This is a genomic window from Streptomyces sp. UW30 (assembly GCF_008042075.1).
Lineage (GTDB): Bacteria > Actinomycetota > Actinomycetes > Streptomycetales > Streptomycetaceae > Streptomyces.
Map to the genome: position 1 here is coordinate 2895 of NZ_RDBN01000050.1, position 26807 is coordinate 29701.

Here is a 26807-nt window from a genome sequence, read left to right on the forward strand (position 1 = left end):
TCCCGGGGCAGCCCCCCATGCACCCCGGAATGGCGCCTGTTCCGGGACAACCGCCGCTGCAACCGATGTATCCGATGCAGCCCGCCCCACCGTTCCAGGCGCCCCCCTACGGGCAGTTGCCGAATGCGAGCGGTCATCCGGTCGGCGCGGTCTTCCTCGGGTTCTTCGCCTCGGTCATCGTCTCGCTGCTCTACAGCGGTCTCATCCTGGCCACGTACGAGGACCAGTCGATCACGACGGCCAACACCCTCTACCTGGGCCACGCGCTGATCAACGGTGCGGTAGTCGGCTGCCTGGTCGGCCTGGTGGGTCACCGCAACACCGGCGCCCACATCAGCGGGGCCATCATCGCCGCGCTCGGCGCCTTCTTCGGCTACACCAATGCGCTCCCGCTCATCATCGCCGACCGGCAATCGCCCGCCGCCATCGGGGACATGATGGAGGCCGACCCCTTCTTCCCTGCCAAGGCGTGGTGGAACAACGAGGTCGAAGGCGGAGTCGACTGGTTCTCCCCGCTCGGCCTCGTGCTCGCCGCAGCCGCCGCCTGGGGCCTCGCCTATCTCATCGGTAGCAGGCGCCGCCAGAGGTGACGTCACCCTCAGATGCCGGTCCGGGCGGCCCCTGCCTGGTGCCCGGTCGGTAGCTGAACCCCGGCCGTCACCCGGCCCGGCTCATCGGAATGCGGGGCTGTCCCCGAGACCCGCCAGCGCTCCCGCGATACACGTGACCATCATCGCCCAGCGCGTGTGACTGATCCGGGCGAGCACAAAACCCCAACCGCCGAGGGCCACACCCACGGCGTACGTCGCAACCCAGACGCCCAGCGCATCGCCCTGAACGAGGCGTACGACGATCAGGACCAGACAGACGACGGCGACCAACCCGGCGAACGCCGCGTACATCCCCCGTGCCTGCCGCGCGTCGCGCCGCCGCTGCTCCGCGAGCCCCGGTCGGCCCTGAGCCTGGAACTCCGCCCGCAACTCGTCCGCGCTCGCCCTGGAGGAGAGTGGCCGCAGGCCCGATCCCTCAAACCCGTCCGACCCGTCCGACCCGTCCGACCCGTCCGCCGCGTTACCGCCATGCGTTGTCATGGCAACCGAGCCTATCGGGGACGACCACGCGCAGGCGGCGGGCCGATCACGTCACGAGCCCTCGAGATACGCCAGTCCAAGCATCAACGGCACTGAGGCGAAGGCGAGCCCGAACGCCGTAGCCGACATCCCCGTACGAATTTCCCGCTTGGCGCGGACCCCTAGATACGCGGCGACGAGCGGGAGGACGGCACTCAGCAGAAAGCTGAATCGCCAGCCACCGTCTCCGATGAGGAAGATCATGAGAGCCCAGCAGGCCGGGACGGACGCGATGCTCAAGTAGCACGAGCGAGTGAGGAATCGCTCCAGATCGTCGACCCCGCCAAGCAAACCCATCGTTCCTCGATCTCCTTCTCCGCTATACGGCCTGGTGGTCGTAGCCGCTGCTGCCCACTTGGGGAAAACCGTCCGCCGCCGAGAATCCGTTCACGGCCGCGGACATGACCATCCCGAGCGCGCTCAGCGCCATCGCGAACTTGTCGAACGCCTGGGCAGCCTCGGCCCACATCTGCATGAGCCGGATGGCCTGTGCCGCGGCGAGGGCGAACATGGCCACCGACGCGGCCTGCCCACCGACCGGGATCAGGTTGACGGCCTGCGCCGCGAGCAGGTTGACCAGCCAGATGACGAGCAGGTCGCAGAACATCACCAGGAACGACTTGAGGAATTCCGCGAACTGGAACGCCATCTGCGCCGCCTGCGCATAACAGGTCTGCAGGGACTTGAAGGTCTCCTTGATCTCGTCGAGCTTCTTGGTGAACTCGTCGAAATACACGGTGGCCGCGTTCGCGGCGTTGCCGTCCCAGCTCAGACCGACGTTCTGGCTGCCCTTGCGCACATTGGCGGCCACCGCGTCGCAGAACGACGCGAGGTTGGCCCATACGTCGGAGCAGTCGTTGTACTTGTTCCAGTCCCCGAACACCCAGTTCGTCACTTCGGCGAAGGGGTCGAAGTCGAAGAGCAGCTTGGACGCCTCCACGGCCATCGCCGAGGGGCTGCCCAGGTCGAGGATGCTGCCCAGCGTCTTCTGGACGGGATTCATCTGGTACTCGTCGGCGTGGCCCGACGCGTACTTGACGATGGGGTTGCTGGGGTCGCCCGGTGGCTTCAGCACATCGACTGCATCGCTCGCGTCGTTGAAGTCCTGAGGGTCGCCCCCGGAACTCCCGTCCGACACCTTGGAGCCCGGATAGGTCGCGTCGAGCTTGGCCGCCTGGTCGGTGTCGGTCGCCCGGTAGTACTTGGCCGTGCCCGTCAGCTCCTTCTCGGACGCCTCCAGAAGGCCCTTGACCTTGTCCAGGGCCTTCTTGGCCTCGCTGACGTACTGGTCGTGATCACCCGCGACGAGGTCCCAGGCCGCCCCGCCCACCGACGTCTCGATCTGCGCGTGAGTGCCGGTGTAGGAAACCGCCTGCGCACTGCCATCCGCGGCACGGCCCACAAGCTTCGAGAAGCCGTCGATCGCACCCGGTTCTACTCGAAAGTCCACTTTTCCCCCATCGCCTGCATCAGCTCAACGGTCGGCGGTCCGGCCGCCGGGCGCGGCCACGCACCAGGGCGTACGACCACTGACCACCAGATACGCCCGCTCAGTACAAGGACCAACCACGCCCGTCATGACGCCCCTTCGCACTCGACCGGTCCTCGGAGGCCACACGCCGCTCTTCGTCGAGCTGCCGCCGCTCCTCCTCGATCCGGCGCTCCCCGTCCACGGCGAGCGCTTCACGCTCGCTGTCGGACATGGAGGCCCACTTCTCGGCGAGCGGAGCCGACCGCTCCACGGCCTCCTCGGCGTAGGCCGACACATTGGCCGCCTCACGCAACCCCATGCGCCCGGAGAGGACCTCCTGGGCCATCTCCTTGAGCGCCGGGCCTCCCAGCCCCGAGGCGAGATGCTCCAGGGACTGCTTCAGGATCTTGGCCTGGGCAGGGTCCTGCTGGGTCATCTCCAGAAACTCGGAGTCGTCTACGCGCTTGTCGGAACTGTTCGCGGCGCTGTCCAAGGGGTACCTCATCGGGCGGGTCGGCATGTCTCGACCGGCGTGAACCTACCAACGCACCTGCGAACGCTCAACACGCGCCCCGTGCGTCAAGCCCACGCGCCGCAGCAACTCAACAACAGCTAGGCCGAATTGGCCTTTCGGAAGCCGTTCTACCTGCACCGTCCCTGCAAACTCGCTCGATTGCGGCGAATTAAGCTCCCATGCATCATTTCTCGAAAATCGCCCCTAAATGACCGGAAAGCAAGTCGGTGTGAAAGTTTCGAGAAGGAACGTCAGCGCTTAGCCGTCCGCGCTCTCCGCCTGCCCCTCCGGTCCGCCCGGAGCCATACATTGGCCTTGGCCCGCTGTCTGCCTGGCGTTGCGGAAGTCGGTGGTGCCGCAGAAGGTAAAGCCTGTGGTGTTGGTGCTCGGAGGCCCAGGGCGAGGGGGATAGGGGCCATCGTCGGCATGATTCCGGGTGTGAAGACACTGGGCGTCGCGACCAAGGAGGGCTTCGAGAGCGCGGCCGACGGAGCCAACCTCGCCACCAAGATCTGAGGCGGCGTGATGGGCGGGGCCCTCGGGATCGGCCGCTCGGCGGCGGATGAGGCCACTGACGCCTGGCGGGCTGCCGGTGACAGCCATGGGCTCGCTGAAGCTGATGGGCGACATCAAGGTCAACATGGTGAACGTCGCCGCGAATGGCATCTCGTCCGCGGAGAGCTTCGGCCTCATGGGCGACGACGGCTCCGAGCGCAACGCCGCCGAGAGCACGAAGGCCTTTTATCACGGCACCATGGCTGTCCCTTGGCATCGGACGGGACATGCGTCGCCCCGCGTACGTTTCTGCCGGTGAGTGGCAAGTGAGGGCTCGACGCGCGCCGGAGGGCCCSGCCCACGATCGAYTCGAAGTCTGATTACGCCTACGAACTCAACGCAGGAGCCATTCCCGCTCCTTGACCACACCGTCCCCCGTTCACAGGGGGAGATCGATGCGGCCGACGCCCGGCAACGGGCTGATTCACGAGGGGCGCGAGCAACACACCTCAGCGGCGAACGGCTCCGCGTGTGTCGGAACTGAGGCCACGAATGCGATCCACGACCCGTCTGGAAACAGGAGCTCGAATCGGCCTCGCTGGAGAACTCCCTTGGGCTTCCTACGGACTCCAAGGCCCCCCGTCCGCGGGGCCTCCCACTGGAGTTCGTACGCCCGACCGGACTGCCACGGCTTGGCACGGTCCGCGAAGGCGAGCACCCGGCGATCGGTGAATGCGATCGCCGGCGTAGAGGCGGGCAAGCGTGCCGCCGTGTAGTGCGTCACCAGAAATTGCCCTGCCTGGCTCTCCCAACCACCGTGCATGCCCTTGCCATGCGCCGCCCGGGTGAGGGCATTCCGGTTGCTTGGTCAGCACCTTCCAGCGTCCGCTCGAGCCGAGTCACCGGCTTCAGTTCGGCCGGACGCAGAAACCTCTGCACTGCCCCGGKAAGGCGGGACTTGAGCCGGCGCTCCAGCTCCGACTCCTGGGGCGGTTGCCGTAGCCAGACCGGCCGCTCCGGTACCCCGGAGCCGTCTCGCACTCGCATACCGCGAGTAGCCGCTCTCCGGGCTGGAGGAGTGGCTGGATCTGGTCACGGCAGTCCTTGTTCAACCCGCATTTCCTTCTGATCAGACGAGCGGTCAGCCGAAGGGATTGTCCCAGTGCCGCGGTTCCACGGTCCGTCGATCGCTGTCCGACGGATTGGCGATGCCCAGTGCCTCACGCGTGGGCGTGCTGGGACTGAGGTTTCCCTCCAGGCGGTCGTCGACTTCATCGGCGGCGATGCCTGCGGCACCCTCCGGACCCTCCTGAACCGTCTGCCCGACAGCGTCGCCGGTGAGACCTGCGCGCCGAGGACCGCCTTACCGGTGGTCTTCACAACGCGGTGGGCTACGGCCTTCACATTCCCGGGAGCCGCGTAAGTCGCCTCACCTGGAATGTGGAGGTGTGCGCCGCACGTCATTCCTACCGTCGGTCACCCGAACTCGCTCCGAGCCCAGTCGTTCGCGTCGCCCGACGAGCCGGGCGTACCGGACGAACGGGAACCCGCCGCAGAGGCACCCGCCGCGACCCTGCCGCTGGACGCCGGTGTCGTGCGAGAGGACCCGGTGTCGGTGGTCGCCGCCGAGTCGGTGGCCGCGGAGCCGTCGGACGCTTGACCACCGGTGCCGCCCGCATGCCCGGCCAGCGCATCGACACCCTGCTGCGCACGGTCCCCGACCGCGCCCGTGACCCTCTCCGTCGCGTGATCCACGTACGTGCCCGGATCCGCGTAGCCGGCGAGCGCCGATCCTTCACCCGCGGTGACCTCGTTCTTGAGGCCGCCCAGATAGTCACCGGCCGCGGTCTTGGCGACGTCCGCCGTCTCGCCGAGATTGATGCCGGAGCGCGCGTCGAAGTAGGTCTCGATGCCCTGCTGCCCGATGTTCTGCGCCATCCCGACGGCGGCCTCGCGGGCCTTGTCCTTGGCGGCGTCGACCACCCGCTCCTGGACGATCTGCTTGACCTGCTCCTTGACGAAGTTCTTGGCGATCTTCTTGAGGCTGTCCATGGTCGCGTGCTCCATGGCCTTCGTGACCGCCTCCATGACCTCCCTCTTGAGCCGATCCAGCAGCTCGCGGACGATCAGGCGGGTGGCCTGGGTCGCGCCGAGCGCGCCGACCTCGGACAGTCCGAAGGTGAACGGCGCCGCCGCCTGCGCCGCGATGATCTCGATGGCCAGGGCGATGAGCTGGGCGATCACGGAAAGCTTCGCCGTGAGGACCGCGACGGCGGCCACGTCGAAGGCGAAGGCGATCACTTCGCAGGCGGTTCTCGCGTCGGGCAGATAACTGTCCTCGCCGTTCGCGCCGGTGTAGGCGCCCCAGTCCTTGCTGAAGCCCTCGATGGAGGAGCCGAAGTTGCTGGAGATGACGGTGCGGGCGAAGCCCTCGCCCTGCGATTGGACCTTCTCGAGCTCCTCGCCGAAGCTCCGCCAGGTCTCGGCGACCTGGTGCAGCGCCTCCTCGTCGGCCTCGGGCCAGCTGTAGCCGAGGAGSTCGAGTACCCAGACGAGCTCGCCGGGCAGTGTGAGCGACATGCCAATGACCCCTGATCCGCTTAGAGTTGACCCGCGATCCCGCTCAGCAGGCCGCTGTTCGACGTGTCAGAGGCGTCGTAGTTGCGCGCGTTGTCCTGCAGGTTGTGCCCGATCTGCTGGAGCCGTTCGGCAAGGCTGTCCATCGACGTGAAGATTCCGTCACGAATGGGCGTGTAGATCTCCCCGAAGATGTCCCCGAATTCAGCGTCCGCCCAGGGCTCTCCAATACCCTCCAAGGTACTTTGAAGTCGCTTGGAGGCGCCGGCAAAATCACCCCCGAGGTCGGCGAAATTCTGCCCTTGCCGTCGAAGTACGGTCGTGTCCACGTTAAAGCTGTCGAACGTCATCGTTAGTCCCCCGAACTCCCGTTGCAGCGCGTCGTATTGCACGACTGGCGGATAGCTTAGACTCCCCCCGCACGACCGAGAAAATCGGTCGGTCAAGAGATCGTCAAGTTATCCAAGGGACCCTCAAGTGGTGACAGCACCGTCGCGTTACAGCAGCTCAAGGGGCATATGGGCGGGACGACTCGTCGGCTTGGGACTGCTGCTCGCGGCCGCCGTCATCGCTGCGGTAACGATTCCGGAGCTGCGCGGTGAACTCGCCGGCGACGGCATCGATGGAACCCTCACCGTTTCTTCATGCGAAGCGCACACGAAGACCCATTACGGCACGCACGGGCGTTCCACGGAACTCCGGTTCAGGTGCGCAGGAAGCTGGACCGCACAGCACAGTGGCACTTCTTACCAAAACATAGAAGTGGACACTTCATCGCGTTTCGAGGCCGGGTCGAATATCCCCGTGGTGCAAGTCGGCGACATGTTCGAACTGCCGCAGGACCGCGACCCCGGAGAAAACGCCGCGATTCTCGCGCTCTGTCTCTCCTTGCTGGCGTCCGGCGCCTTCTGCCTCCTGACCGGCTTCGGCGCCCGCAACGGCCCCGGCCTCGCGGCCTCCTGGCAGCGCCTGCCGTCCCCCACCATCACGGGCCCCCTCGTGGGCGGCCTCTTCACCCTGGGCGTCCTGGCGGCGCTCGTCTGCGCATTCGCCCTGTGAAGCCCGTAACCGCAATCCGAGGAGTGACCCCCATGACGCAAGTACAAGGCAACACCACGCCGAACGCCGCCCCGCCAGGAGCCGGCGCAGGCGGCCCGGGCCGCCTCATCGGCGTAGGCCTGATCCTCGTAGGAGTGGTCCTCCTGGCCCTGGGCGCCTACCTCGGCCCCTACTCCTACGCCACGTCGACCCCCGGCAAGCTCACGGTCGAGACCTGCACGGTCGACTACAAGTACCGCTCAAGCACGTCGAGCAGTTCCCGCAAACGCACCAAGACCAAGTGGTGCTACGGCACCTTCACGGCCGCCGACGGCTCCACCAAGGACGTCAACGCCGAACTGAAGACCGACGCCCTGCACCAGCGCGGCGAGGTCATCGAGGCCCTCAAGACCGGCGATACCTCCTATCAGCAGGACCATGGGTGGGTCGGGGCGATTACGGTCGGCTGCGTGTGGTGGTTCGGCGCCCTGATCCCCCTSGCCCTGGGCCTCTTCGCCACGACCACCGGCTTCGCCTTCGGCGGCCCCTCCGACTTCCAGCGCGCCCGGCAGGCTGCGGGACAGGGACTGGTCGGTACGGTCTACGCCCTGATCGCGGTGGGTGTGATCGGCTTCGGGATCAGCATGCTGGTGATGTTCTTCTTGTGACGCGGTCTCGGCGTACCCCCGGGCAACCCTGAGGGAAGGGCGAGAACRGACCMCGCGKGGTCCGTTCTCGCCCTTCCCCCTATGCCGGGGCCGTTTCTAGGAAGCGGTCGTCGGCAATGCCACGAGGGCGTACGAATCGCTGTTGAGGCCGGCGCCGACGGAGGTCACGTAGAGCACCCCTTGGTGCCAGAACGGCCAGGCACCAGCGCCCATGTTCTGGTCCACTTCCTCCGGATACTCGGCGACGGTCGTCATCGCGCCGTCCTTGGGATCGAACTCCACGAGCTTCGGCTTCTCCGCGCCGTCAGTGACGTATGCCAAGAGACGTTCGCCACCCGTGTCCCTCAGCGGAATGTACTCAACGGTGCTGGAAGCCGGCGCTTTCCACAGCTCCTTGCCGCTGTCGAGGTCGTAGGCGACCAGCGTCTTGGCCTCCCCTTCGGCGCTCTCCTTCTCACCCATCCCCATGAGGAGGATGTTCCCGAAGCCCGCGACCTGGCGCATCGGGCTTCCGTCCTCCTCGGGAAGCAGGTAGAACCTCTCCGCCATCTCCGAGAGCTCGCCCCGTCGCTCACCGGACTTCTCGTCGAGGGCGAACACGCCCTTCGCCTCTCCGCTGAGGACGAGCGGGGAGGTGGAAAGCGCGATTTCCGCTTCACCCTCACCAAATCGCTTCGTCCACCCGGCCTTTCCGGTGTCCGGGTCGACGAGCGATGCCTCGGTCCACCGCTTCCCCTCGAACTCGTCGCCCTCGAGGCAGGATGTCGTGCGGATCAGATTCTTGCCGCCGGTGTACGTGCCGGACGCACAGCCGCTCGGCACCACCTTCTTCACATCCCAGGTCTCGGTGCCGTCAGCCGCCTTCAGTGCCACCTGCTCCCGATCGGTGGTGATCACGACTGTCTCCCCGGCTCGAGCCACCGCCAGTTTCCCGCCGGTCTTGAACTCGTCCTTCACCTTGAAGCCCCGGTGCCACAGTTCCTTCCCGGAGTTGAGGTCGTAGGCGGCGACGTGATCACACTGACCGTGGGCGCCCGCCATACCCGAAGCGCCATAGGCGACGATGCCGACGTCGCCGTCCGAGACCGAAGGGGCGACACAAGCCTGGTTGCCCGCGCCGGGCAGCGGCGTGGCCCACAGCTTCTGCCCCGTGTCACGGGCGTAGGCCTTCACACCACCGGACAAGGTCTGAACAACGGCCCTGTCGGTGAACCAAGTGCCGTCCACCTCCTGCTCCCCGAGGCCCCATTCCGACTTCGACGGAACACTCCACAACGGCTTGGTGCCCGAGCCCGCCACGACATACCACGCGGCCCCTCCGGCGCCGGCGAGCACGACGAGTGCGACAACGAGCAGCACGATCAGCCCGGTCTTCTTCTTCCGCGGCTGCGGAGAGGGAGCGGGGGCGACGGGAAAGTGCGGTGGGTGAACTGACTGACCGTAGCCCGGGTACTGCGGACCCACCGGGTACTGCGGGGGCCCCGGCTGCTGGGGGTAGCCGTATCCGGGCTGGCCCGGCGGTGTCGCGGGCGACTGCTGCGGATGGCCGTATCCCTGCGGCGGCAGGTGACCCTGTTGGGGTGGCAGGGGAGGTTGCTGCGGCGGAGCGGGCTGCTGCCCATAGGGTCCATTGCCCGGCACAGGTCCGTTGGCACTCATCGGCTGTTGCTCCTGACGTACTGGGCCCAGGCGGTCTGGAATGCGCTCTCGTTCATGCCTACTGCGTTCTGTAGCKGTTCATCGAGGTTCGTGGGCTTCCTGTAGTGGTCCACGACAAACTCGAAGAGGGCTGCCTCGCCGCCCTTCTCTGCGATGAACCGCAGGGCCAAGTAGCTGAGAGCGTAGTTCGCACCGACCGAGGCTCCGCCCGCTTCGAAGTCCTGATTCGGCAATTGGCCATCGAATTCCTCGCCCGCCAGATCACGACGCACCCGTTCGTCTCCTTGAGCGCGGTCGAACCGGTAGGAGACGTACTCTGCGAACCCCTCGACCGCCCAGGACCTGATGCTCGTCTTTTCGTCGTTTCCGTATGCACCAGGGTCCTGGGGCTGAATCAGAGCGTGCGCGATTTCATGCCGCGAGATGTCTCCTACGCCCGCGTGCCACGCGGATGAAGTGAATCGGCTGGTCGAGGAGTCCATCTTGATGCGTGCGCCGCCGTAGGCGAGTTCGTCATCGCCACTACCGTAGCCGGCGTTGAAGGCCGGCATCGGAACGCTCTCACCAGCGTCCCAGCCCAAGTCGCTGCCGTCGTTGTTGTACAGCTTCGTGTACGTCTTGCGATCCGGCTCGAGTACGACGAGGAAGCCTTCAGGGGTATTCGAGACCGACGACGTATTCGATCCCCACAACTCGAGATCCTTCTTGGCGCTGTCTTCGATGACCGGAGCGAAACGGTCTGCGTCGGCGGCGTTCTTCTTGGCCGAGATCGTGATGGTGTGCGCCTGACGCTTGACGTACATGTCGTCGTAGACGTCCCAAGGGGCCGGATAGTAAACCGCGTTGGCCAAGGCGTTCGCGCCCGGGGATCCCTCGACCTCACTGATGAGCGGTTCGGCCGATTCGGACTCCTTCTCGACCGTCCACCGATACCACTCGGAGACCGGCCGGACGTCAACGCCCTTGATCTGATGGACGAAGGCGACATCCAGTGTGAGCTTCACATCGGAGCCGTACTCGTCCGAGCCGTCGCCGGTCTGCTTGAGGACCATGTACTTGCTCTCGGCGAAGGGGATCTTCCGCAGATTCTTGAAGATCTTGCGCTGATCGTCCTTCGCCGAGCCCACGAAGGGCTCCAGGAACTCCCCCTCGTCTCCGCTTTTCAGGGCGTTCGTACGGCCATTGAGCAGCGATTCGATCTCGTCCGGGCTCAGGATCTGCTGTTCCTCGCCGCCACCGCCCTGCGCACCGGGCAGCGAGCCCCCGCCGGCAGCGTTGTAGAGGGCGAGCCCACCGACCGCGAAGACGGCCACCACGGCCAGGACCAGCAGACCGATGACAGCGCGCTTCAACCCCTTGCCCTCGCCGGAGTTGTCAGGCGGAGGCGGCGGGGGTGCGTACCACCCTTGCTGCTGGACCGGTGCCCCGTAAGGGCCGGTGTTCCCCGGCCCTCCTGGCGGCGTCGAATAGGACATGACAACCTCTCACGCGAAAATCCGATGAGGGGCACGATGTGGTCCGGCCGCACGCGATTGAGGCCTGGGTGASTCACCCAGGCCTCAATGGGCAATGCATGCAGGCTCTTTGAGTGGCACGCACGCCCGACTCACTCTCCCCCAGATAACGCAACACCCTATGACCTTCGCCAATGCGGCCCGGCCCGCCGCCATGGGGCTTCTGTGCAGAAAATGTGACCATAGGTCGCAGAGGCATGAGAGCGCCACGGCCCGAGCTGGCACGCAAGATCACCGCATGTAGGGTGATGACGCGGCCTGGGTGATCAACTGAATCACCCAGGCCTGATGTGTCCAGAGCCGAGCGGGGAGAAAACCGGCCCATGGGGGACCACTTCAAGACGGACATCGGGCAACTCGAGCAGTTCCTGGCGAATCTGGAGAGATGCGTCGACGAGTTGAACGAGGCCCGGACGGCTCTCGACCACGTGCGTGGCGACCAGATCGGCACGCCCCGCCTCGACGAGGCCTGTGACAAGTTCCAGGACGAGTGGAAGTACGGGTCCGACAAAACCAAAGAACTGATCGACGAGATCAAAGAGGGCGTGCAGTCGAACAAAAAGGGCTACGAAGAGGTCGAGGAAGCCTTGGAGAAAGCTCTCAAGCAGATCGCGGACAAGAGCACCTCGGGTGGCGACGGGGGCGGTAAGTAGTGGCCGCGAACCCGTACCCCAACATCGGCTGGAACCCCGTACCGGGCATCCCCACCGAGGTCACCAAACTGCAGCAGAAGGTCGACGCGGCCGCCACGGCGCTGGAGAACACGCACCGGCAGCTGACTAGGCTCACTGGCGAGAGCAGCTACTGGGAGGGCGACGCGGCAGAGAAGTTCCGCGAGAACCTCGACGGCGACCTGTCGAAGTACATCAAGAAGGCCGCCTCGGCACTTCGTTCCGCCGCGACCCAACTGCACAATTGGGACGACCAGTTGGTCTCCAACCGGGGACTGGCGAAGAAGTACGACGACGACGCGGCCGAGAAGAAGGCCGCAGCCGACAAGGCAAAGAACACGTACGACCAGGCCGCCCAGCACCCCGACCTCAAGCTCGCCAACCAGACCTTCCCCACGCAGGAGGAGGCCGACGACGCTACCACGCGGCTGCGCTCCGCCGAGCGCGCTCTGAACGAGGCAAGCACAGCCGTCACCAAAGCCAACAACGAGTACGAGTCGCTCAACCGCAAGATCAAAGAGCTGGAGTCCGAGCACTCCCACGACGCCGAGATCATCGCCAAGGCTCTGGAAAGCACTGCGGAGAAGGCCCCTGACAAGGGCTTCTGGGAGAGCGTCGGCGACATCCTCGTATCGGTTGGCAAATTCCTGGCAGAGCACGCGGGCACCATCGGCGCCATCGCCGGTCTGCTCGCCCTCTTCCCCGCTCTGGCCCCGATCATGGGGCCGATCGCGCTCATTGCGAGCGCGGTGTCCATGGGCAAGAACCTCTCCGACGAGGAGTTCCGCAAGAATTTGATGTTCCAAGGCAGCGGAATGGAGATCTTCTCCGCCTACGCTTCCATGGCCGGGGACCTCGTCGGGATGGTTCCGGGCGGGAAGGCACTGGGCCTCGCGGCCAAGGAGGGCTTCGAGAGCGCAGCCGACGGAGCCAACCTTGCTACGAAGACCTGGGCCGGTACGAAGGGCGGGGTCCTCGGGATCGGTCGCTCGGCGGCGGATGAGGCCACCGACGCCTGGCGAACTGCCGGTGCCAGCAACATGGGCTCGCTGAAGCTGATGGGCGACATCAAGGTCAACATGGTGAACGTCGCCGCGAACGGACTGTCTTCCGCGGAGAGCTTCGGCCTCATCGACGACAAGGGCACCGAGCACAACGCCGCCGAGGGGACGAAGGCCGCCGCGACGGGACACGGCATCGCCGGATTGTTCGGCTTCGTATGACAGCCACGGCGAGAGTAGAGGCACCGCATGACCGTGAGTGAACCGACCACCGCATCGCCGGCCACCCGCAAGCCGTCGTTCTGGTATGGACTGCCTGTGGGCTATGTGTCCCTGGATCTCAATCCGTCGGCCGAACAGCTCATGAAAGTCATCAATGTGCTTCGGGGGCTGCCCGAACAGGAGCGGGACGAGGCGGACCGGGCTTTGCGCCTGTACGCGGGCATCGTCAGCCAGCTGAACGCCAACAGGGTGCAGGAGTGCGCGCTCGGGGTCCACCCCAATGACGCCGGTGGTTTCACGACGTCGGTGTTCACGGTGTCCACACTGCCGACGTCCGGCAGCGCGAAGCTCGTGGTGGCAGGCCTCGCGGGCAGCGCCGCGGACGGTCGGGACGAAGGCATGCGCCCGCTGGAGCTGCCGTGCGGTCTCGGCTTCCTCTCCGAGAAGCGGCCGACCGCCCCGCGGTCGTCCCGGCGGCCGGAGCTGAACGACACACTCCCGAGTCACATCTGGCAGGGCATCGTCGCGGTGGCGGCACCGAGCACCCCCGAGCTGATCGTGCTTCAAATGGTGACCCCGGACCTCGACGCCGCCGACGACTACCGGAACATATTGCTCGGGATCGCGCGCACCTTGACCTTCACCGATCCCGAACGAGCCATGGCGGATGACAAAGCCTCCCAGGAGCCAGATGCGCTGACCGGCGCTGCCGCCACCATGCGGAACGACTTCGGATAGCACCAGCCAGGCTGGGACGGACTACAGGAGAGCTAGTGCAGGACAACATGCAAGGCACCCACGCACCGGGAACACTGGACACGGCCGCGCTGCGCGGAAAGCTGACCACCCGGATGTGGTGGGCCGGTAGCCGCAACACCGTGATCTACGCGCTCATGGCCTTCGGCGTGCCGCCGCTGGGCGCGGCGGCGAATCGCGCCGGCATGTCCTGGATCTTCATCATTGGAGGGCCGATGATCCTCGTCGGCATCTTCGGTCTCCTCGCCACGCTCAAAACCATCCCAGTCGCGGTCCTCCTCACGCGCACCTGCCGCAGGACCCTGGCCCAATACTCCTTCGACACCTTCTGCCCCCGGATCACCAAGGCGGACGGCGCCGAGGCGACCAAGGGCCGCCCGAAGAGCATGACGCTCACACTGCACACCGCCGAGGGCCAGGAGTCACCGCTGATGCGGATGATCCCCGTCCCTCGAAGCGCCTCGTGGCGCAACCCCTGGCCCGAAGGCATCGAGAACGGCGTGTACGTCGCCGGAGACCTTCCGTTCGGCGCGGTCGGCTATGTGCCCAGCTCCGGAACGTTCTTCCTCATGCAGCCCGACGACTGGGACGCGACCGCACAGGACCGCAAGCTGGCGACCCCCGACCGCGTCACCCGGGCCCAGGACGCSGACATCAACCGAAGGATCTTCTGACTCAGTGGACCGGCTACCGCACACGGGGCCGTGACCCGAGTGATCCGCTGAATCGCCAGTGGCATCAGCGGCGAGGGCGTCGACGTGCGCCTCAATTACGTTCGACGCACGGCAGGCGCTCAAGCCACAGATGACTCAGCGGTACCGGGATCGTCCCAGGCGCACCCCGCATGGACCGCATGGAATCGGGACGAGCATTCGGTCGAACTCCCGCTTGGCATAGGTCAGTTCACGGCAACTTGCTCCCGCCGGAATCCACGACGAGGGAGGTGTTCAGCGCCTCAACTCACCGGCACAGGAGCCTTGTTGGTTTCCTATCCCGTCGCGCTCGATTCAGCGAGGCGGTCGGGCTAACACCGTCGGCACGCAGTGAACGGGTAGCCAGTGCCCAGCGGGACAGCTGCGGTGAATCTCGCCGGGCCCCCCACGACCTGACGGCGGCCCTCTCCCGACCATGCGCTGTCCGCGTCGCAGGCATCAGTCGAGTGGGGCGTCACCACTGAAGCTGGCGTTCATCTTCCGCAGGGCTCGGTACACCCCGAAAGAGCTCACTGGCCCGTCTGTTGTACCGGATTCGAGGGTTGTTGTTGGGTGTAGGGGTTGGCGTGCTGGGGCGTCTGTCCGGGAGGAGCGGGATACCCCTGATAGGGAGCTGAGGGATACGGCTGCTGGGGCGAGTAGCCCACGTTCTGGGGGTAACTTCCGGCGCCTGGGCCGATTGGGCCGGCATTGGAGTTGCGACGGCTGCGCAGCACAGCGAAGACGACGACGGCGCCAATTACGGCTCCAAGGCCGATCACGCCAACCACGAGGACGACGAGGCCCATGGAGGATCCCTTCTCGTTCTTGGCTTCTAGGTCACTTCAGAATCTCGGCGACGATGAGGCAGAGGAGCAGGGTCGTCGCATGAATCCCTGCTCCCCACCTTTCAGAGCTCGATTGTCATCGCGGTAGCCACGCAGCATGACCAAGAGACCCACATGCGTGCCGATCAAATTGAGCGCTGTCAGCCACCAAAGCGTGCCAGACATGATCGACATAACGAAGAGCAGCCAAGGGACAAGGATTCCAAGCCCGAGCCAGATGGTGGTGAAATGGCTCGCTGTACGCGCCGTCATCTCATCGGCAGCGGATTGGGAACTCAGGTCCGGTAGTTCCGAGTTCACAGGCTCTCCGAGGATGAGTTACCACTACTGCCCTTGATGCGGGGGGGGTAGCCCTGGTTGGGGTACTGCTGGTAGCCCGTCGGGGGCTGGGGCGGGTAGCCCGTGCCGTGAGGCGAGGCTCCACCGCCGGAGCCGGGACCGCCGTTTCCTCCGTTGCGGCGGCTGCGGAGTACCGCGAAGAGGATGCCGCCGATTACCAGGACTGCGGCTGCGATGCCGACGATGAGGAGAAGGCTGCCCGAGGAGGACTTCTTCTTTTTCTTGGCCTGGCTTGTGCTGTCGTTGTCGTCGGAGCCGGCGGCGGAGTTCGTGGAGGTGGAGGACGAGCCCTTGATGAGAGGGTTTCCCTTGGGCCCCTTGGGAATGTTCATCGTCATCGCCGTACCGGGGCGGGCGATTCCGTAGCCGAGTTCCTTATCGGGCGCGGTCTTTCCCTTGTTATTCAGGAAGGACGCCGACTTGATCAGACGATTGATGATCTGGCCTGCAGTTAGGTCGGGGTACTTGGAGCGGAGCAGCGCGACGATGGCTGACACGTAGGCGGTGGAGCCCGAGGTACCGTCGGCTACCGCATAGCCACTGTTGATGGTCGGATCCGCCTGGGGTGTTTGCACCCCGGGAGCAGCCACGGTGACATTCCCCGTATTGGATTTACTCCAGAAATTGAGCGCCTGGTCTACTGCAGATACTGCAACGACTCCTGGGAGAGCCGCGGGATAATTAACCGTGCCCGAGTCATTGCCCGTGCCTGCCACGACTACGACGTCTTTTTCCTGAGCATATGCGATGGCCTTGGCAGCCCTTGACCCGGGATAGGCGGTCGAGTCATTGAGCGAGAGGTTGATTACCGAGGCACCTTGGTCAACCGCATATCGAACCCCAGTAGCCCAGTCTTTGGTGTATGTGGCGTCCGCGTTTGCGCTCACACGGACTGGAAGGATCTTTGCCTTCGGTGCAAGGCCTTTCACGCCGGACGAACCGTTCGCACCGTGTCCATGGCCAGCGATAAGGCTGGCCATGCCCGTCCCATGCCCATTCTCATCTAGATGAGGGTCACCGTCTCCGGTGAAGTCCTTGCCCGGGAGCACCTGCCCGGTTAGATCCGGGTGACCGGCATCAACGCCCGAATCAACGACCGCAACCGTTACGCCTGCTCCCTGGGAGGTCTTCCATACCTTTTCCGCGTCGTACACCGTCAACGGCCACTGGGCATCCCGAACTTGGTCCGCCGACGCGTTTGGGGTTGAAGTGAGGAGCAAGGCTCCCGTCAAAGCCACGACGCCAGTCGTGGACGAGACTCGCTTCAAACGCAATTCCCTGCTCCTCACTCAGCCATGACTGGGTGCACCAGCCTTCATAGGTGGGCGGACGACTCCCCGTCCGGCCCATTAACGTACTTACTCGATGGTTCGCGGCACGTTCCGGTTGCGGTCCTCTTCCGAGATCCAGGTCTCTTCGTCCTCGACCAGGTAGTCGGGACGGTCGCCCCGGCTGTTCTCGTCCTCCGACCGACGCCCGTTGCGGCCGCCCATACCGCCGGCTCCGCCCGCCATGGCGCCGCGCTGCGAACCACCGCGGCTACCGTGCAGGCCCGCACCGCCGCCAGCACCCTTGCCAGCGACCCCCTTGGCCGCGCCAACCACACCGCCACGAGACTTCGCCAGGGCGCCGCGGCCGCTGGCGCCAGCCCCACCTCGGCCAGCTGCGCCCGCTCCGGCACCGCCACCCATACCGCCCATACCGGCTCGTCCGCCAGCGCCACGGCCTGCCGCACCGCCGCCGGCCACGCCACCGCGACCGCCCGCGGCTCCGATGCCACCACGTGCGGCCGCACCGCCCGCAAGGCCGGGGCCTCCGCCAGCAGCCACGATGCCCGGGCCCTGCGCGCCACCAGTGCCGATACCGCCACCGCCGCCGCTGATGCCTCCGCCCGTACCGGTGACGGGACCGGTCCCCGTAAGGCCAGGCGAAATGCTGTCGATCTTCGTCTTAGCAGTCGGCAGCTGCGAGCCACCCGTGATGCCCGAGTCACGGGGCACCGTGGGAGCAGGCTTGACGCTGGCGGTCGGCCCTGCACTCCACGGTTTGGCAGAGCTAGCTCCCATACCTGGACTTGAGCCACCGCGAGACGGCATGGAGACGGGGGTAGGCATAGGCGTTTCGGGGTTCGGAGGCGAGAACGGGTCCTTCTTGTCATCGATTCCGTTGGTCGGCTTCGCGTAAGCCTTGTAGTTGACCGCCAACTGCTCCATGATCGCCACCCCCTGCAGCTGCGCTTCCTTCCCCGCAGACAGAGAGTCGGCATTCGCCTGACGCGCGGCGTCAGTGCTTACACCCTTGTTGATGTCGTCCAAGAGCTGCTGGTCGTTGCGCTCGTCGTCCCACATCTTGTCCCAGGCCTTGTCCCAGAAACCGGGCTCTTCGACCTCGCGCATCTTGGAGATGGAGTTCCGCAGGTCGTTCTGGACGCCGTGCATGGCTTCGCCGTAGTGGTTGGCCCACGCAGCTCCGTTGCGGACGTTCTGCATGATCTCGTTGGCCTTCTTACGGAAAGCCTCGGCCGCGTCGCCCTCCCAGTGCTCGAGGACGTTCTCCACAGCGCTCTGCATCATGCCCGCAACGCTGTCCTTCGCCGATACCGAGTCCACCGCGCCGTTCTTGCCGTCGCCGTCGCCGCCGGACAGGATGTTGTGGATCGACTTCCAGTGCTGGCTGACCTCATAGATCCGGCCGGGATCCGCGTCCAGGATCATGGCGCGCAGGTCAGGGATGCTCATCTTCATGAAGGGCGTGTCGAGATTGGCGCGATTCGGGCCCCCCATGCCTCCGTTGGGAAGCGATTCGAGCTTCTCGTCGTGCTTGTCGTCGATCCGCTGCTGTCGTGCCTTTTCCTGAGCCTCGTAGTACTCAGGGCTTTGGTAGTAGCCGCCGTAGGCCATGGTTGAAACGTCCCCTCTGTCAGTGACCAGTGGCTGAAGCGTTTAGTTGGCTGAGCCCGGAGCGGCACTCACACCTTGCGCATTCGCCTGCTCCTGGTTGCTGTACTTGTCCCTGACCTTCGAGGTGCTCTTGCCGAAGTCATCGATCAGCTGGTGCAGATCCTTGATGATCTTTTCGATTCTTGTCTTCTGGTCCTGGTGTGCGCTGTGAAGCTCGTTGGACTCCAGGAACTTCATGCTGCCGAAGGCTGTACTCGGGATGTCCGTCTCGTACTTGGCCTTCGTGTTGGCCTTGTCCATGTCCGACAGAAGGCCGTTGAGCTTGCGGATGACGTCATCCAGCTGGCTCAGATCAACCCGCATTCCGTTACTCATACCCCGTTGTCCTCTCCCCTGTTTCTCAAGTTGTCAGCACCCACTCGGTGCCCGCGCCACATCATCGCCGTCATCGCCGTCATCACCCAGACCAGCTAACCGGCCCGCCCGGCCCGACCGGACGACCCAACCCGCCGACCACGCCAGTCCCGCACAGCCACCCCGCTCCCCGCAACCACAAGAGCCAGCGCGAGTCCCGTACCCAGTACGTAGATCGCGACCCGTCGCTCCCGCTCCGTCTCGCTCTCGCCCATCGTCACGGCCATCGGTACGACCCCGCCCGCCCCAGCCGCAACCGGCGGATCCGGCGTAGGAGTGGTACCCGGTGTCGAGCCGTCCGACAACGCCGCGACCGGGTCGACCACGCCCCAGCCGATGTACCGGTTCGGGCCCCGCCCCGGTCGCTGGGCCGTTTCCTCGATGCGCGTGGCGATCTGGGCCGCGTTCCAGTCCGGGTACTTGTCCTTCAGGAGTGCCGCGACGCCCGCGACGTACGGCGCCGCGAAGCTCGTGCCGTCGGCCGTGCACTGGCCGTCCTTCGGGACCGTCGAGACCATGCCGACGCCCGGTGCCGCGACGTCCACGAAGTCGCCCGACTGTGAGAAGAAGGCGCGTTCGTCGTTGCGGTCGGAGGCCGCGACGGCCAGGACGCCGTCGTACGAGGCGGGGTACGTGTTCGCGGACTTGCCGTTGGCGCCGTCGTTGCCGGCGGCGGCGATGATGAGGGCGCCCGCGTCCACGGCCGCCTTGACCGCGCCTCGCAACTCGGCGTTGTCTTGCTTGTTCGCGGTGTCCGACGAGATGTTGATGATCTTCGCGCCGGCCGTGACCGCCGCGCTGATCGCCTGGGACATCGTTCGCGAGTTGCCCTGCTTCTCCTCCCCGCCCGTGTAGCGGTAGGAGAGGACCGTGGCGTCCTTCGCGATGCCCACGAAACCCGTGCCCTTGAGCGGGCGCGCGGCGATGATGCCCGCGACGCGCGTGCCGTGGCCTTCGATGTCCTTCGTGGCCGGGCCGTCGACGAAGGTCTTGCCGCCCGCCACCGCGCTGCTCAACTGCTTGTTGGAGGCGTCGACGCCCGTGTCGATCACGGCGACCTTGACGTCCTTGCCCGTCGCCTGTCCCCACAGCTGGTCCAGGAGGATCCGCTGGAGAGACCAGGGCGTGGACTTGATGACGTCGCCGCCGAAGACGCATTCCGTGCTGGCCGACAGGCCGAAGTCCGGGCTGCTGCCCGAACCGGCGGCCGCCGAGTCCGCCAGCGCCGCCGGCGGCGCCGAAGCCAGGCAGACCCCGGTCACCGCGAGCACGCCGAAAACCCGCTGCAGTGCGCGGGTTCCACTGTCGCGGCCGGTGCGGCTACGCGAACGGGCCGTTCGGCCCTTCACGCTCAGGCCCCTCATGTTCAGGTCCCCCAGGGCTTCCCTTGCTGGCTGCTTCCTTCGAAGCTGAGTCATGTAGGTGTCACACGTGTGGCGATGTGTGTGAATGTTTGCGGGATTTGCCGTGTGCACTCCCGCGGAGTTTGTGGACGACCCCGAAGCAGAGGTCGGCCCAGCGGTCGCCGTGGCGTCCGCTGGGCCGATTCCCTTCATCTCATGTCCCTCGGGTCGCCGACGGGCTCAGCCCCAGGTCGAGGCGTTGCTCTTCTCGGTGGACTGGTAGTTCTCGGCGGCGTTCTGAAGCGCCGTGGAGATCTTCAGCAGGGTGGCGTGCAGGTCAGCGGCGGTCTGGTCCCACTCGCGCTGCTTGCGCTGGTAGCCCTCCTGCGCCTCACCCTCCCAGGAGTTGGCGACGCGCTTGACGGCGGCCTCGAGGTCGTCGAGCTGCTGCTTGATACGGCCGGCGGTCGACTTCACGTCCGTGGACGCGTTGGTGATCGTGGCGTAATTGACGAGGATCGACATCGTCATTCCCTTTCAGGAAGAATCGTTGGAAGTCTGTGGAGATCGACTGGGTCGACCCGACCTGATCAATGGGTCCTGGTCGTCCCGGATCGGCTGGAACAGCCGGATTCCGCTCGGCTGGATCAGCCGAAGTCGGACATGATCTTGCTGATCTCGGAGTTCTGCTGCTCTTCCGACGCGGAGTAGTTGCTCCGCGTGGAGTCCACGGCTTCCTTGATGTCGTTGAGGATGTCGCTCATCCGCTTCGCGTCAGCGTTCCAACGGTCCTGCAGCTGGCGGTAGGACTGGGCCGCCTGGCCCTTCCAGCCGCCGGCGATCTGGTCGATCACTCCGTTGAGGCGGCGGATCTCGCCCTGCAGCTGACCGTTCGCGGTGCTGATGTCACCGGAGAGCTTGGTGAGTTCGTCCTCTGTTACCCGGAACTGGCCGGCCATGATGAACCTTCCCCCATGTCGTCGTTAATCCGGGAACCTGTGTTCCGGTGCCCGGAGGAGCTTCGCACGCTTGAGCGCTGCAAACACTCTATCGTCAGCCTGTCACTCAACCACAGGCAAGGCCAATCAGTTACACGGCTCACACACTTGGGCGATCGTCCTGTGACCCGCGCACCGTCTTACCTTCAAGTGCCCTCGCCCGTCGGCCCGTTGAGGGGCTCCCGGGCGAGGCCGGTTCGTCGGGCTTACGTCACTGGCTCTGCGGCTGCGCCGCGCTCGCCGTGTCCAGCGTCGGGCCCTTCGGGATGAACGTCGCCCACGTCTGCGGCACGATCGCGGGGTTGGAGAGGTCCTCGTAACCGAGCCTCGTGCGTGCCTTGTCCGTCTCGCTCGCCTCGCCCTGCGACGAGTCACCCTGAGACGAGGACGAGGCCGCCCCGGAGCCGCTGCCCTCCGCCTCACTGTCGTTGCCCGACGGCAGCGAGTACCTCAGGCCCGTGTCGGTCAGCAGGTACACCCGGCCGCCGCCCGCGGCCGCACCGGTGACCTCCTGGAACAGCAGGCCCGAGCCGGACGACACATAGGCGCTCAGCGAGTCACTGATGACCTTCTTGGGGTAGTTCGTCCCGGCCCAGGCGGCGAGCTGCGGCTTCTTGTCCGTGCCGAATTCGCCCTTGTAGACGCTGCACGAGGTGTTGCGGGCCTCGCTGGACGCCGTGGCCGCGGAGTTGGCCTGCTTCGGAACGATCAGGGGCCAGCCCTTGTCCTTGTAGAAGCTGCCCGCCGGGCCGCCGTTGGCCGTGATGATGTCCGTGGTGCTGGCCTTCACGGGGGCGGTCCCGTCGTGTGCGACCAGCAGGGCGGCGACGAAGGGCGTGATGGAGGCGACCTCGTCCTTGAGGACGACGTAGAACTCATCGTTCTGCGCGTCCCGTGCCCGGAGCACCTGGCCCACGGTGCTCACGCCGGAAAGTCCCTGGACCGAGGTCGCGTCGCCGGCGTTCGGGACCGTCGGGAACTCGATGTCCTCACCCCGGTTGAGGGTGCTCAGCCACTCCTGGCTCACCGGCTGCGGCTTGGCCGTGGTGCTGCTGCCGATGACGGCGGAACGCATCTGCTCCATGGAGGTGTCGTCGAGGCCCGACTCGTCGCCCAGCAGGAAACTGTTGCCCCTGCCGTCGACCAGGTAGTCCCGTTGCGTCTTGGTGTCCTTGACGTACAAGGCCTCCAGCGGGTCGACCTTCCCCGAGTTCCCGAGCGACTTGGCGTCCTCGGCGTCGAACACGAACACGGCCCGGTCGATGGCGCCCTCCTCACCCGGCGCCGGGCGCTCGCACACCGCCCAGCTCTTCGCCTGCTCCGCGTCCTCCTTGGAGGGCAGCCGGTCGGGGGCGTACGGGATGCCGATCGTCGCGCCGTGCCGGATGCCGCTCTTGTCGATCTCCTTGCCGGGGACCTCGAGGACGGTGCCCTTGCCCTTGTCGAGCAGGAGCTTGGCGGAGGCGTAGTTGAGGACCGGGTGGAGGACCTTCTCCACCTTGCTGTCCTTCGGGTCCGGATCGAGGACCACGTACCGCGTCGTGGAGTCGCTGTCGACGATGATGTACTCGCCCGGCGTGTCCCAGCCCTTGGGCGCGGTGGGCTTGATCACGCCCCAGGCGATGAAGCCGATCACCAGCACCACACCCACCGCAAGGCTGGGCATCACCGTACGGACCGGACGCGGCGCGCCTTCCTCCGAGCCGCCCGGTGACGGCGCCAGGAACGCCGCGACGGTGCGCTTGCGAGCGAAGGTGTAGGCGGCCAGCTCATCCCGACGCTGCTTTGCCATGGTCCCCGTTTCTCCCGTTTGTGATGCTTCGATCCCGCTCGAAAAGGCCGATACGGCCACGCAGGCACCTACTATGCACTGCGCGACGCGGCGACGATCCATCAGGTGTGCGGCCGCCCCGGCATCTTCACAGAGCTTCTCCACGGCCCTCCACCAAGCGGGCCCGGTCCATGACAGGCTGGCCACCTGGGGTTTGGGTGTCCCCTGTGTCGCCTGATGTTCTGCAGCGGGTACCGTGAGCCACCCGCATGGATGTTGTGGGCCATCGATGCCCCTGGCCCGTCGCCGGGATCCCGGACAGCGGATCCCGCCCGACCGACGGCCACTACTTCGCGAAAGGGATGTCCCGGGGGATGAGCAGCGCTACGAGCACCCGGCGCGGACGCCGCGCACAGCAGCAACAGGGGGGTCCGGGCGGCAGACGTACGTCGGCGACGCCCGCCACTCCCACCGCCGCCTCGCCGCGTACGCTGCCCCGTCCCGGCGGCCTCGGCCCGGTGCGGCTGCAGCAGCTGATCCTGGTGGAGCTCGCGGCCGCGGTCATGCTGGTCGCCTGGGCCGCCGACGCCTCCTGGCTGCTGGCTCCGGCCGGCGCCGTGGCGGCGCTGCTGCTCCTGATGGCGGTGCTGCGCCGCGGGCGTCGTCCGCTGCCCGAGTGGTACGAGACGACGCGCGCGCTGAGGCAGCGCCGGCGTGACGCCAAGATGCCCATCCCGCCCGGGACCGACGCGATGCTGGTGCCCGTCGTGGAGTGCGACCCCGCGCTGCGGACGTACTCCTTCGTCTCCCGTGACGACCGCTCGGTCGGCATGATCGGCGACGGCACCTTCCTGACCGCCGTCCTCTTCGTCCAGCCCGGCGACCAGCCGCTGCGCCCCGGGGCCGCCGGACGGCAACTGCCGCTGCGGCTGGTCCAGGACGCCCTGGAGGTCGACGGGATCCGGCTCGCCTCCGCCCAGGTCGTGCAGCACACCCAGCCGGCGCCCGCTCCGCACCTGCCGCAGCAGTCGCTTGCCGCGCGGTCGTACGGCCCCCTTCAGGCGCAGGCCGGTTCTCCCGCGCTGCGGCTCACCTGGGTCGCCCTCAAGCTCGACCCGGAGCTGTGCCCGGAGGCGGTGCAGGCTCGCGGTGACGGCGTTCCCGGCGCGCAGCGCGCACTGCTGCGTGTGGCCGACCAGTTGGCGAGCCGGCTGGCCGGTGCCGGTTTCAAGGCGACGCTGCTGGACGAGACCGAGCTGATGCAGGCTCTGGCGACGTCCAGCTGCCTCAACCCGCGCGCCAACGCCCAGCACGGGCAGGACGGGCGCACCCAGCGCCGTACGGTCGAGTCGGTGCGGAACTGGCGGGTCGACGACCGGTACCACGCGACGTACTGGGTCTCCCGCTGGCCGCAGTTGGGCAGCGGCGGTGCGGCACTGCCCGAGCTGGTGACGCGGTTCACCTCGCTGCCGGTGCTCGCCACGACGTTCAGCATGACCCTGAGCAAGGCCGGGAACCGGGGTGTCTCGCTCACCGGGCACATCCGCGTCACCGCCCGCGGCGACAGTGAACTCGGCCAGGTGGGGCGTGAGTTGGAGCGGGCCGCGAGTACCTCGAAGGTCGGCCTGGTCCGCCTCGACCGCGAGCAGGTCCCCGGAGCCCTCGCCACTTTGCCGCTCGGAGGTACGTACTGATGTCCCAGCCCGCACCGACTCGACCGTACGGCGCTGGGTGCGCCCGTCCTGCCCGTGCTGGGCGTTGGCGCGCGGGTTGAGGCAGCTGGACGTCGCCAGAGCCTGCATCAGCTCGGTCTCGTCCAGCAGCGTCGCCTTGAAACCGGCACCCGGCCCACCGGATACACCGTCACACACTGCTGGCCACCGCCCGCCGCCCGCGCACGTGGCCTCGCCCACCGACACGGGTCTCATCCCGATCATCCGGCAGCCGGATTCACCGCAGCAGCAACGCCGTATCTTCAGCCCCGGTTTCGGGCTGCGCGGCCCGCGTCGCAACCGTCATGTCGTCACCGCCGACGAGCTCGCCGCGATCAGCATGCCGCTCGGTGACGACGGCGTGATCATCGGCACCGACCCGGAGTCGCATCCGGCGGTGCTCGGGCTGTCCCGTCCGACGCCCTTCGACGTCGTGCTCGTGGGCGGCCTGTGGCTCGCCCAGGTGCTGGCGCTGCGCGCCGCCGCGACGGGAGCGCGCGTGGGTGTCGAGACCGGTCGTCCGCAGGCCTGGCAGCAGTTGGCCCAGGCGGCGGGCGGTGGCCAGCAGTGTGTGACGGTGTATCCGGTGGGCCGGGTGCCCGCGCAGGGGCCGTCGGTGTCCAGTCCGGTCGTGTTGTTCCGGGACTGCGGCATTCGTCCGCCGCGCGGTCGTGTGACGTCCGTGCCGTGGCAGGCCGTCGTGACGGTGCTGCCCTTCGTCAGCGAGCACGCGCCGCGCTGGCTGGCGCAGGCCCATCTGGTCGGCATCCAGCGCATCTCGCCGTACGAGACCGAGGCCGTACGGGACACCCTCGGCGTCCCCGAGGACCAGCTCCAGCACCTGCCGACGCTGCACGACGGGGTCGCCCTGTGGTGCACCCGCAAGCACCAGAAGTTCGTCATGACCGAGCCCACCGATGCCGAGACGGGCCTGCTCGGTGTGGCCCGCCGGATGGACTGATCCGTCGTCGTCGCCGGGCGTGCGTGCGAACTGCGCCGCGCCCAGGGGGCGTTCCCCCCGCACCCATGAGGCCCTTCCGTCCCGGCACCCTGAGCTATAGCGTCCGCGCCCATGGGGGCTTTTCCGTCCCGCCATGCGAGTGATTAGGCTTCTGGTGGTGCGGTGACGATCGCAGTCGCGTGGGACTCGCCACTCGGTCCGCCCGACCGCGACGACGACCAGCTCAGCAGCAGTGGCTGACCAGGAGGCAAGCAGTGAACAGGGATCGGTCCGAGTACAACGGCGGGAGCCCTTCCTCGGACGGGGACGATCACGAGGTGGATCTCACCGGCGAGTTCGAAATCGTCTACACACCTCCCGCCTGGTACGCCCAAAGCACGCAGGGTGGCTCCTCCGGAGGCGGACAGGACACCGGCCAGGCGCCACCACCACCGACCGGATCACCCGTCGGCACACCCACCGGGCCGCCCGGCGTGCCCGCGCAGGGTCCCGCGCCGCAGACTCCCGCACCGGCGCAGCCCCAGTCCTTCGGCGTCCCGTCGCAGCAGCCCGCCCAGCCCTCGCAGCCGGTTCAGCCGTCCCCGCACACCCCGGCCCAGGGCACGCCCGCGAACCAGCAGGGCCAGGCCACGGGTGGCTACGGCTTCCCGCAGCAGCAGTCCGCCACGGGCGGCGCCCCCGCGGCCGGCGGATACGGCTACCCCCAGCAGTCGGGGGCGGCCGGTGCGCCGCAGCCGGGCCAGGACACCTCCGGCGGTTTCGGCGTGCCTCAGCCGGGCCAGGACACGTCGGGTGGCTTCGGCGTTCCGCAGTCGGCACAGGACACCTCCGGCGGCTACGGCGTTCCCCAGCCGGGCCAGGACACGTCGGGTGGATACGGCGCTCCGCAGACGACACAGGACACCTCCGGCGGCTACGGCATTCCCCAGCCCGGCCAGGACACGTCCGGCGGATACGGCGCTCCGCAGACGGCACAGGACACCTCCGGCGGCTACGGCATTCCCCAGCCCGGCCAGGACACGTCCGGCGGCTATGGCTACCCGCAGCAGCCCACGCCTGCCCAGCCGCCGGAGGTGTCCTGTGTCGTCTGCGGAGCGCCGTATCCACCCGACG

Annotated in this window: 26 protein-coding genes; 11 read left to right on the forward strand and 15 right to left on the reverse strand. The window is 66.8% G+C overall.

Annotated features, from left to right (window positions below):
- Window positions 1-74: 74 nt before the first annotated feature.
- Complete coding sequence (locus EAO75_RS33805; RefSeq protein ID WP_187284693.1) at window positions 75-590, forward strand: hypothetical protein; 516 nt, start codon at window positions 75-77, stop codon at window positions 588-590.
- An 81-nt stretch (window positions 591-671) separates the two neighbouring features.
- Here the strand turns inward: EAO75_RS33805 and EAO75_RS33810 are convergent, their stop codons facing one another.
- The 4 genes from EAO75_RS33810 to EAO75_RS33825 all read right to left on the reverse strand — a co-directional run bounded on the left by EAO75_RS33810 (window position 672) and on the right by EAO75_RS33825 (window position 3094).
- Window positions 672-1091 (reverse strand): hypothetical protein, encoded by a 420-nt coding sequence (locus tag EAO75_RS33810; protein ID WP_261989540.1) that lies wholly within the window; start codon window positions 1089-1091, stop codon window positions 672-674.
- A gap of 51 nt (window positions 1092-1142) precedes the next feature.
- Window positions 1143-1427, reverse strand: coding sequence for a hypothetical protein (locus tag EAO75_RS33815; RefSeq protein WP_147998991.1), 285 nt, complete (start codon window positions 1425-1427; stop codon window positions 1143-1145).
- Between the two features lie 22 nt (window positions 1428-1449).
- The gene (locus EAO75_RS33820) at window positions 1450-2580 is read right to left on the reverse strand and encodes a hypothetical protein (protein ID WP_147998992.1); all 1131 of its coding nucleotides are present in this window, start codon (window positions 2578-2580) and stop codon (window positions 1450-1452) included.
- Window positions 2581-2680: 100 nt separating this feature from the next.
- On the reverse strand, window positions 2681-3094 hold the full coding sequence (locus EAO75_RS33825) for a hypothetical protein (protein WP_147998993.1): 414 nt from the start codon (window positions 3092-3094) through the stop codon (window positions 2681-2683).
- A 622-nt stretch (window positions 3095-3716) separates the two neighbouring features.
- On the opposite strand from EAO75_RS33825, the gene EAO75_RS33830 reads away from it, so the two are divergent.
- Window positions 3717-3929 (forward strand): hypothetical protein, encoded by a 213-nt coding sequence (locus EAO75_RS33830; protein ID WP_147998994.1) that lies wholly within the window; start codon window positions 3717-3719, stop codon window positions 3927-3929.
- A gap of 1157 nt (window positions 3930-5086) precedes the next feature.
- Here EAO75_RS33830 and EAO75_RS33835 read toward each other — a convergent pair.
- The gene (locus EAO75_RS33835) at window positions 5087-6190 is read right to left on the reverse strand and encodes a PE-PGRS family protein (RefSeq protein ID WP_187284694.1); all 1104 of its coding nucleotides are present in this window, start codon (window positions 6188-6190) and stop codon (window positions 5087-5089) included.
- A gap of 20 nt (window positions 6191-6210) precedes the next feature.
- Window positions 6211-6579 carry a WXG100 family type VII secretion target gene (locus EAO75_RS33840; protein WP_261989541.1) on the reverse strand — a complete coding sequence of 123 codons (369 nt, stop codon included), beginning with the start codon at window positions 6577-6579 and terminating at the stop codon, window positions 6211-6213.
- A 148-nt stretch (window positions 6580-6727) separates the two neighbouring features.
- Here EAO75_RS33840 and EAO75_RS33845 point away from each other — a divergent pair, with 148 nt between their 5' ends.
- Together EAO75_RS33845 and EAO75_RS33850 are read left to right on the forward strand one after the other, a co-directional pair.
- Window positions 6728-7246 carry a hypothetical protein gene (locus tag EAO75_RS33845; RefSeq protein WP_147998995.1) on the forward strand — a complete coding sequence of 173 codons (519 nt, stop codon included), beginning with the start codon at window positions 6728-6730 and terminating at the stop codon, window positions 7244-7246.
- Window positions 7247-7278: 32 nt separating this feature from the next.
- Complete coding sequence (locus tag EAO75_RS33850) at window positions 7279-7893, forward strand: hypothetical protein (protein ID WP_147998996.1); 615 nt, start codon at window positions 7279-7281, stop codon at window positions 7891-7893.
- Window positions 7894-7989: 96 nt separating this feature from the next.
- Here EAO75_RS33850 and EAO75_RS33855 read toward each other — a convergent pair whose 3' ends face one another.
- Entirely contained in the window at window positions 7990-9228 is a 1239-nt protein-coding gene (locus EAO75_RS33855) for a PQQ-binding-like beta-propeller repeat protein (protein ID WP_147998997.1), read from the reverse strand.
- A gap of 320 nt (window positions 9229-9548) precedes the next feature.
- On the reverse strand, window positions 9549-11027 hold the full coding sequence (locus EAO75_RS33860) for a hypothetical protein (protein ID WP_147998998.1): 1479 nt from the start codon (window positions 11025-11027) through the stop codon (window positions 9549-9551).
- Window positions 11028-11389: 362 nt separating this feature from the next.
- Between EAO75_RS33860 and EAO75_RS33865 the strand changes: the two genes are divergently transcribed.
- Genes EAO75_RS33865 through EAO75_RS33880 form a run of 4 tightly spaced genes read left to right on the forward strand, consistent with a single transcriptional unit; the run spans window position 11390 to window position 14390 of the window.
- The gene (locus EAO75_RS33865) at window positions 11390-11719 is read left to right on the forward strand and encodes a hypothetical protein (RefSeq protein WP_147998999.1); all 330 of its coding nucleotides are present in this window, start codon (window positions 11390-11392) and stop codon (window positions 11717-11719) included.
- Window positions 11719-12960, forward strand: a complete 1242-nt coding sequence (locus tag EAO75_RS33870; protein ID WP_147999000.1) for a putative T7SS-secreted protein — start codon at window positions 11719-11721, stop codon at window positions 12958-12960. The genes EAO75_RS33865 and EAO75_RS33870 overlap by 1 nt, the downstream gene beginning before the upstream one ends.
- 27 nt (window positions 12961-12987) lie before the next feature.
- Complete coding sequence (locus EAO75_RS33875; protein ID WP_147999001.1) at window positions 12988-13698, forward strand: hypothetical protein; 711 nt, start codon at window positions 12988-12990, stop codon at window positions 13696-13698.
- Between the two features lie 35 nt (window positions 13699-13733).
- Window positions 13734-14390 (forward strand): hypothetical protein, encoded by a 657-nt coding sequence (locus EAO75_RS33880; RefSeq protein WP_147999002.1) that lies wholly within the window; start codon window positions 13734-13736, stop codon window positions 14388-14390.
- 1162 nt (window positions 14391-15552) lie between these two features.
- Here EAO75_RS33880 and EAO75_RS33885 read toward each other — a convergent pair.
- The 7 genes from EAO75_RS33885 to eccB all read right to left on the reverse strand — a co-directional run bounded on the left by EAO75_RS33885 (window position 15553) and on the right by eccB (window position 23042).
- Entirely contained in the window at window positions 15553-16749 is a 1197-nt protein-coding gene (locus EAO75_RS33885; protein ID WP_261989543.1) for a S8 family serine peptidase, read from the reverse strand.
- A gap of 204 nt (window positions 16750-16953) precedes the next feature.
- The gene (locus EAO75_RS33890; RefSeq protein WP_147999003.1) at window positions 16954-18495 is read right to left on the reverse strand and encodes a WXG100 family type VII secretion target; all 1542 of its coding nucleotides are present in this window, start codon (window positions 18493-18495) and stop codon (window positions 16954-16956) included.
- Between the two features lie 42 nt (window positions 18496-18537).
- Window positions 18538-18870 (reverse strand): hypothetical protein, encoded by a 333-nt coding sequence (locus tag EAO75_RS33895; RefSeq protein ID WP_147999004.1) that lies wholly within the window; start codon window positions 18868-18870, stop codon window positions 18538-18540.
- Window positions 18871-18965: 95 nt separating this feature from the next.
- Window positions 18966-20180 (reverse strand): type VII secretion-associated serine protease mycosin, encoded by a 1215-nt coding sequence (mycP, locus tag EAO75_RS33900; protein WP_147999005.1) that lies wholly within the window; start codon window positions 20178-20180, stop codon window positions 18966-18968.
- A 312-nt stretch (window positions 20181-20492) separates the two neighbouring features.
- Window positions 20493-20783: a WXG100 family type VII secretion target gene (locus tag EAO75_RS33905; RefSeq protein ID WP_147999006.1), complete on the reverse strand. Its 291-nt coding sequence runs from the start codon at window positions 20781-20783 to the stop codon at window positions 20493-20495.
- Window positions 20784-20899: 116 nt separating this feature from the next.
- Complete coding sequence (locus tag EAO75_RS33910; protein WP_147999007.1) at window positions 20900-21211, reverse strand: WXG100 family type VII secretion target; 312 nt, start codon at window positions 21209-21211, stop codon at window positions 20900-20902.
- A gap of 250 nt (window positions 21212-21461) precedes the next feature.
- Window positions 21462-23042, reverse strand: a complete 1581-nt coding sequence (gene eccB / locus EAO75_RS33915) for a type VII secretion protein EccB (RefSeq protein ID WP_147999008.1) — start codon at window positions 23040-23042, stop codon at window positions 21462-21464.
- 353 nt (window positions 23043-23395) lie between these two features.
- Here eccB and eccE point away from each other — a divergent pair, with 353 nt between their 5' ends.
- The 3 genes from eccE to EAO75_RS33935 all read left to right on the forward strand — a co-directional run.
- Entirely contained in the window at window positions 23396-24715 is a 1320-nt protein-coding gene (gene eccE, locus EAO75_RS33920) for a type VII secretion protein EccE (RefSeq protein WP_187284696.1), read from the forward strand.
- Between the two features lie 205 nt (window positions 24716-24920).
- Complete coding sequence (locus EAO75_RS33930; RefSeq protein WP_410092515.1) at window positions 24921-25694, forward strand: hypothetical protein; 774 nt, start codon at window positions 24921-24923, stop codon at window positions 25692-25694.
- A gap of 254 nt (window positions 25695-25948) precedes the next feature.
- Window positions 25949-26807, forward strand: an 859-nt coding sequence (locus EAO75_RS33935) for an SCO5717 family growth-regulating ATPase (protein WP_261989542.1), incomplete at its 3' end; no start/stop codon positions are given.

Coding starts and splice junctions, on each gene's coding strand:
- EAO75_RS33815 (WP_147998991.1), bottom strand. CDS start 1,427: ATGGGTTTGCTTGGCGGGGTCGACGATCTGGAGCGATTCCTCACTCGC.
- EAO75_RS33910 (WP_147999007.1), bottom strand. CDS start 21,211: ATGGCCGGCCAGTTCCGGGTAACAGAGGACGAACTCACCAAGCTCTCC.
- eccE (WP_187284696.1), top strand. CDS start 23,396: ATGAGCAGCGCTACGAGCACCCGGCGCGGACGCCGCGCACAGCAGCAA.
- EAO75_RS33895 (WP_147999004.1), bottom strand. CDS start 18,870: ATGAGTAACGGAATGCGGGTTGATCTGAGCCAGCTGGATGACGTCATC.
- EAO75_RS33875 (WP_147999001.1), top strand. CDS start 12,988: ATGACCGTGAGTGAACCGACCACCGCATCGCCGGCCACCCGCAAGCCG.
- EAO75_RS33810 (WP_261989540.1), bottom strand. CDS start 1,091: ATGACAACGCATGGCGGTAACGCGGCGGACGGGTCGGACGGGTCGGAC.
- EAO75_RS33905 (WP_147999006.1), bottom strand. CDS start 20,783: ATGACGATGTCGATCCTCGTCAATTACGCCACGATCACCAACGCGTCC.
- EAO75_RS33865 (WP_147998999.1), top strand. CDS start 11,390: ATGGGGGACCACTTCAAGACGGACATCGGGCAACTCGAGCAGTTCCTG.
- eccB (WP_147999008.1), bottom strand. CDS start 23,042: ATGGCAAAGCAGCGTCGGGATGAGCTGGCCGCCTACACCTTCGCTCGC.
- EAO75_RS33890 (WP_147999003.1), bottom strand. CDS start 18,495: ATGGCCTACGGCGGCTACTACCAAAGCCCTGAGTACTACGAGGCTCAG.
- EAO75_RS33830 (WP_147998994.1), top strand. CDS start 3,717: ATGGGCTCGCTGAAGCTGATGGGCGACATCAAGGTCAACATGGTGAAC.
- EAO75_RS33805 (WP_187284693.1), top strand. CDS start 75: ATGCAGCCCGCCCCACCGTTCCAGGCGCCCCCCTACGGGCAGTTGCCG.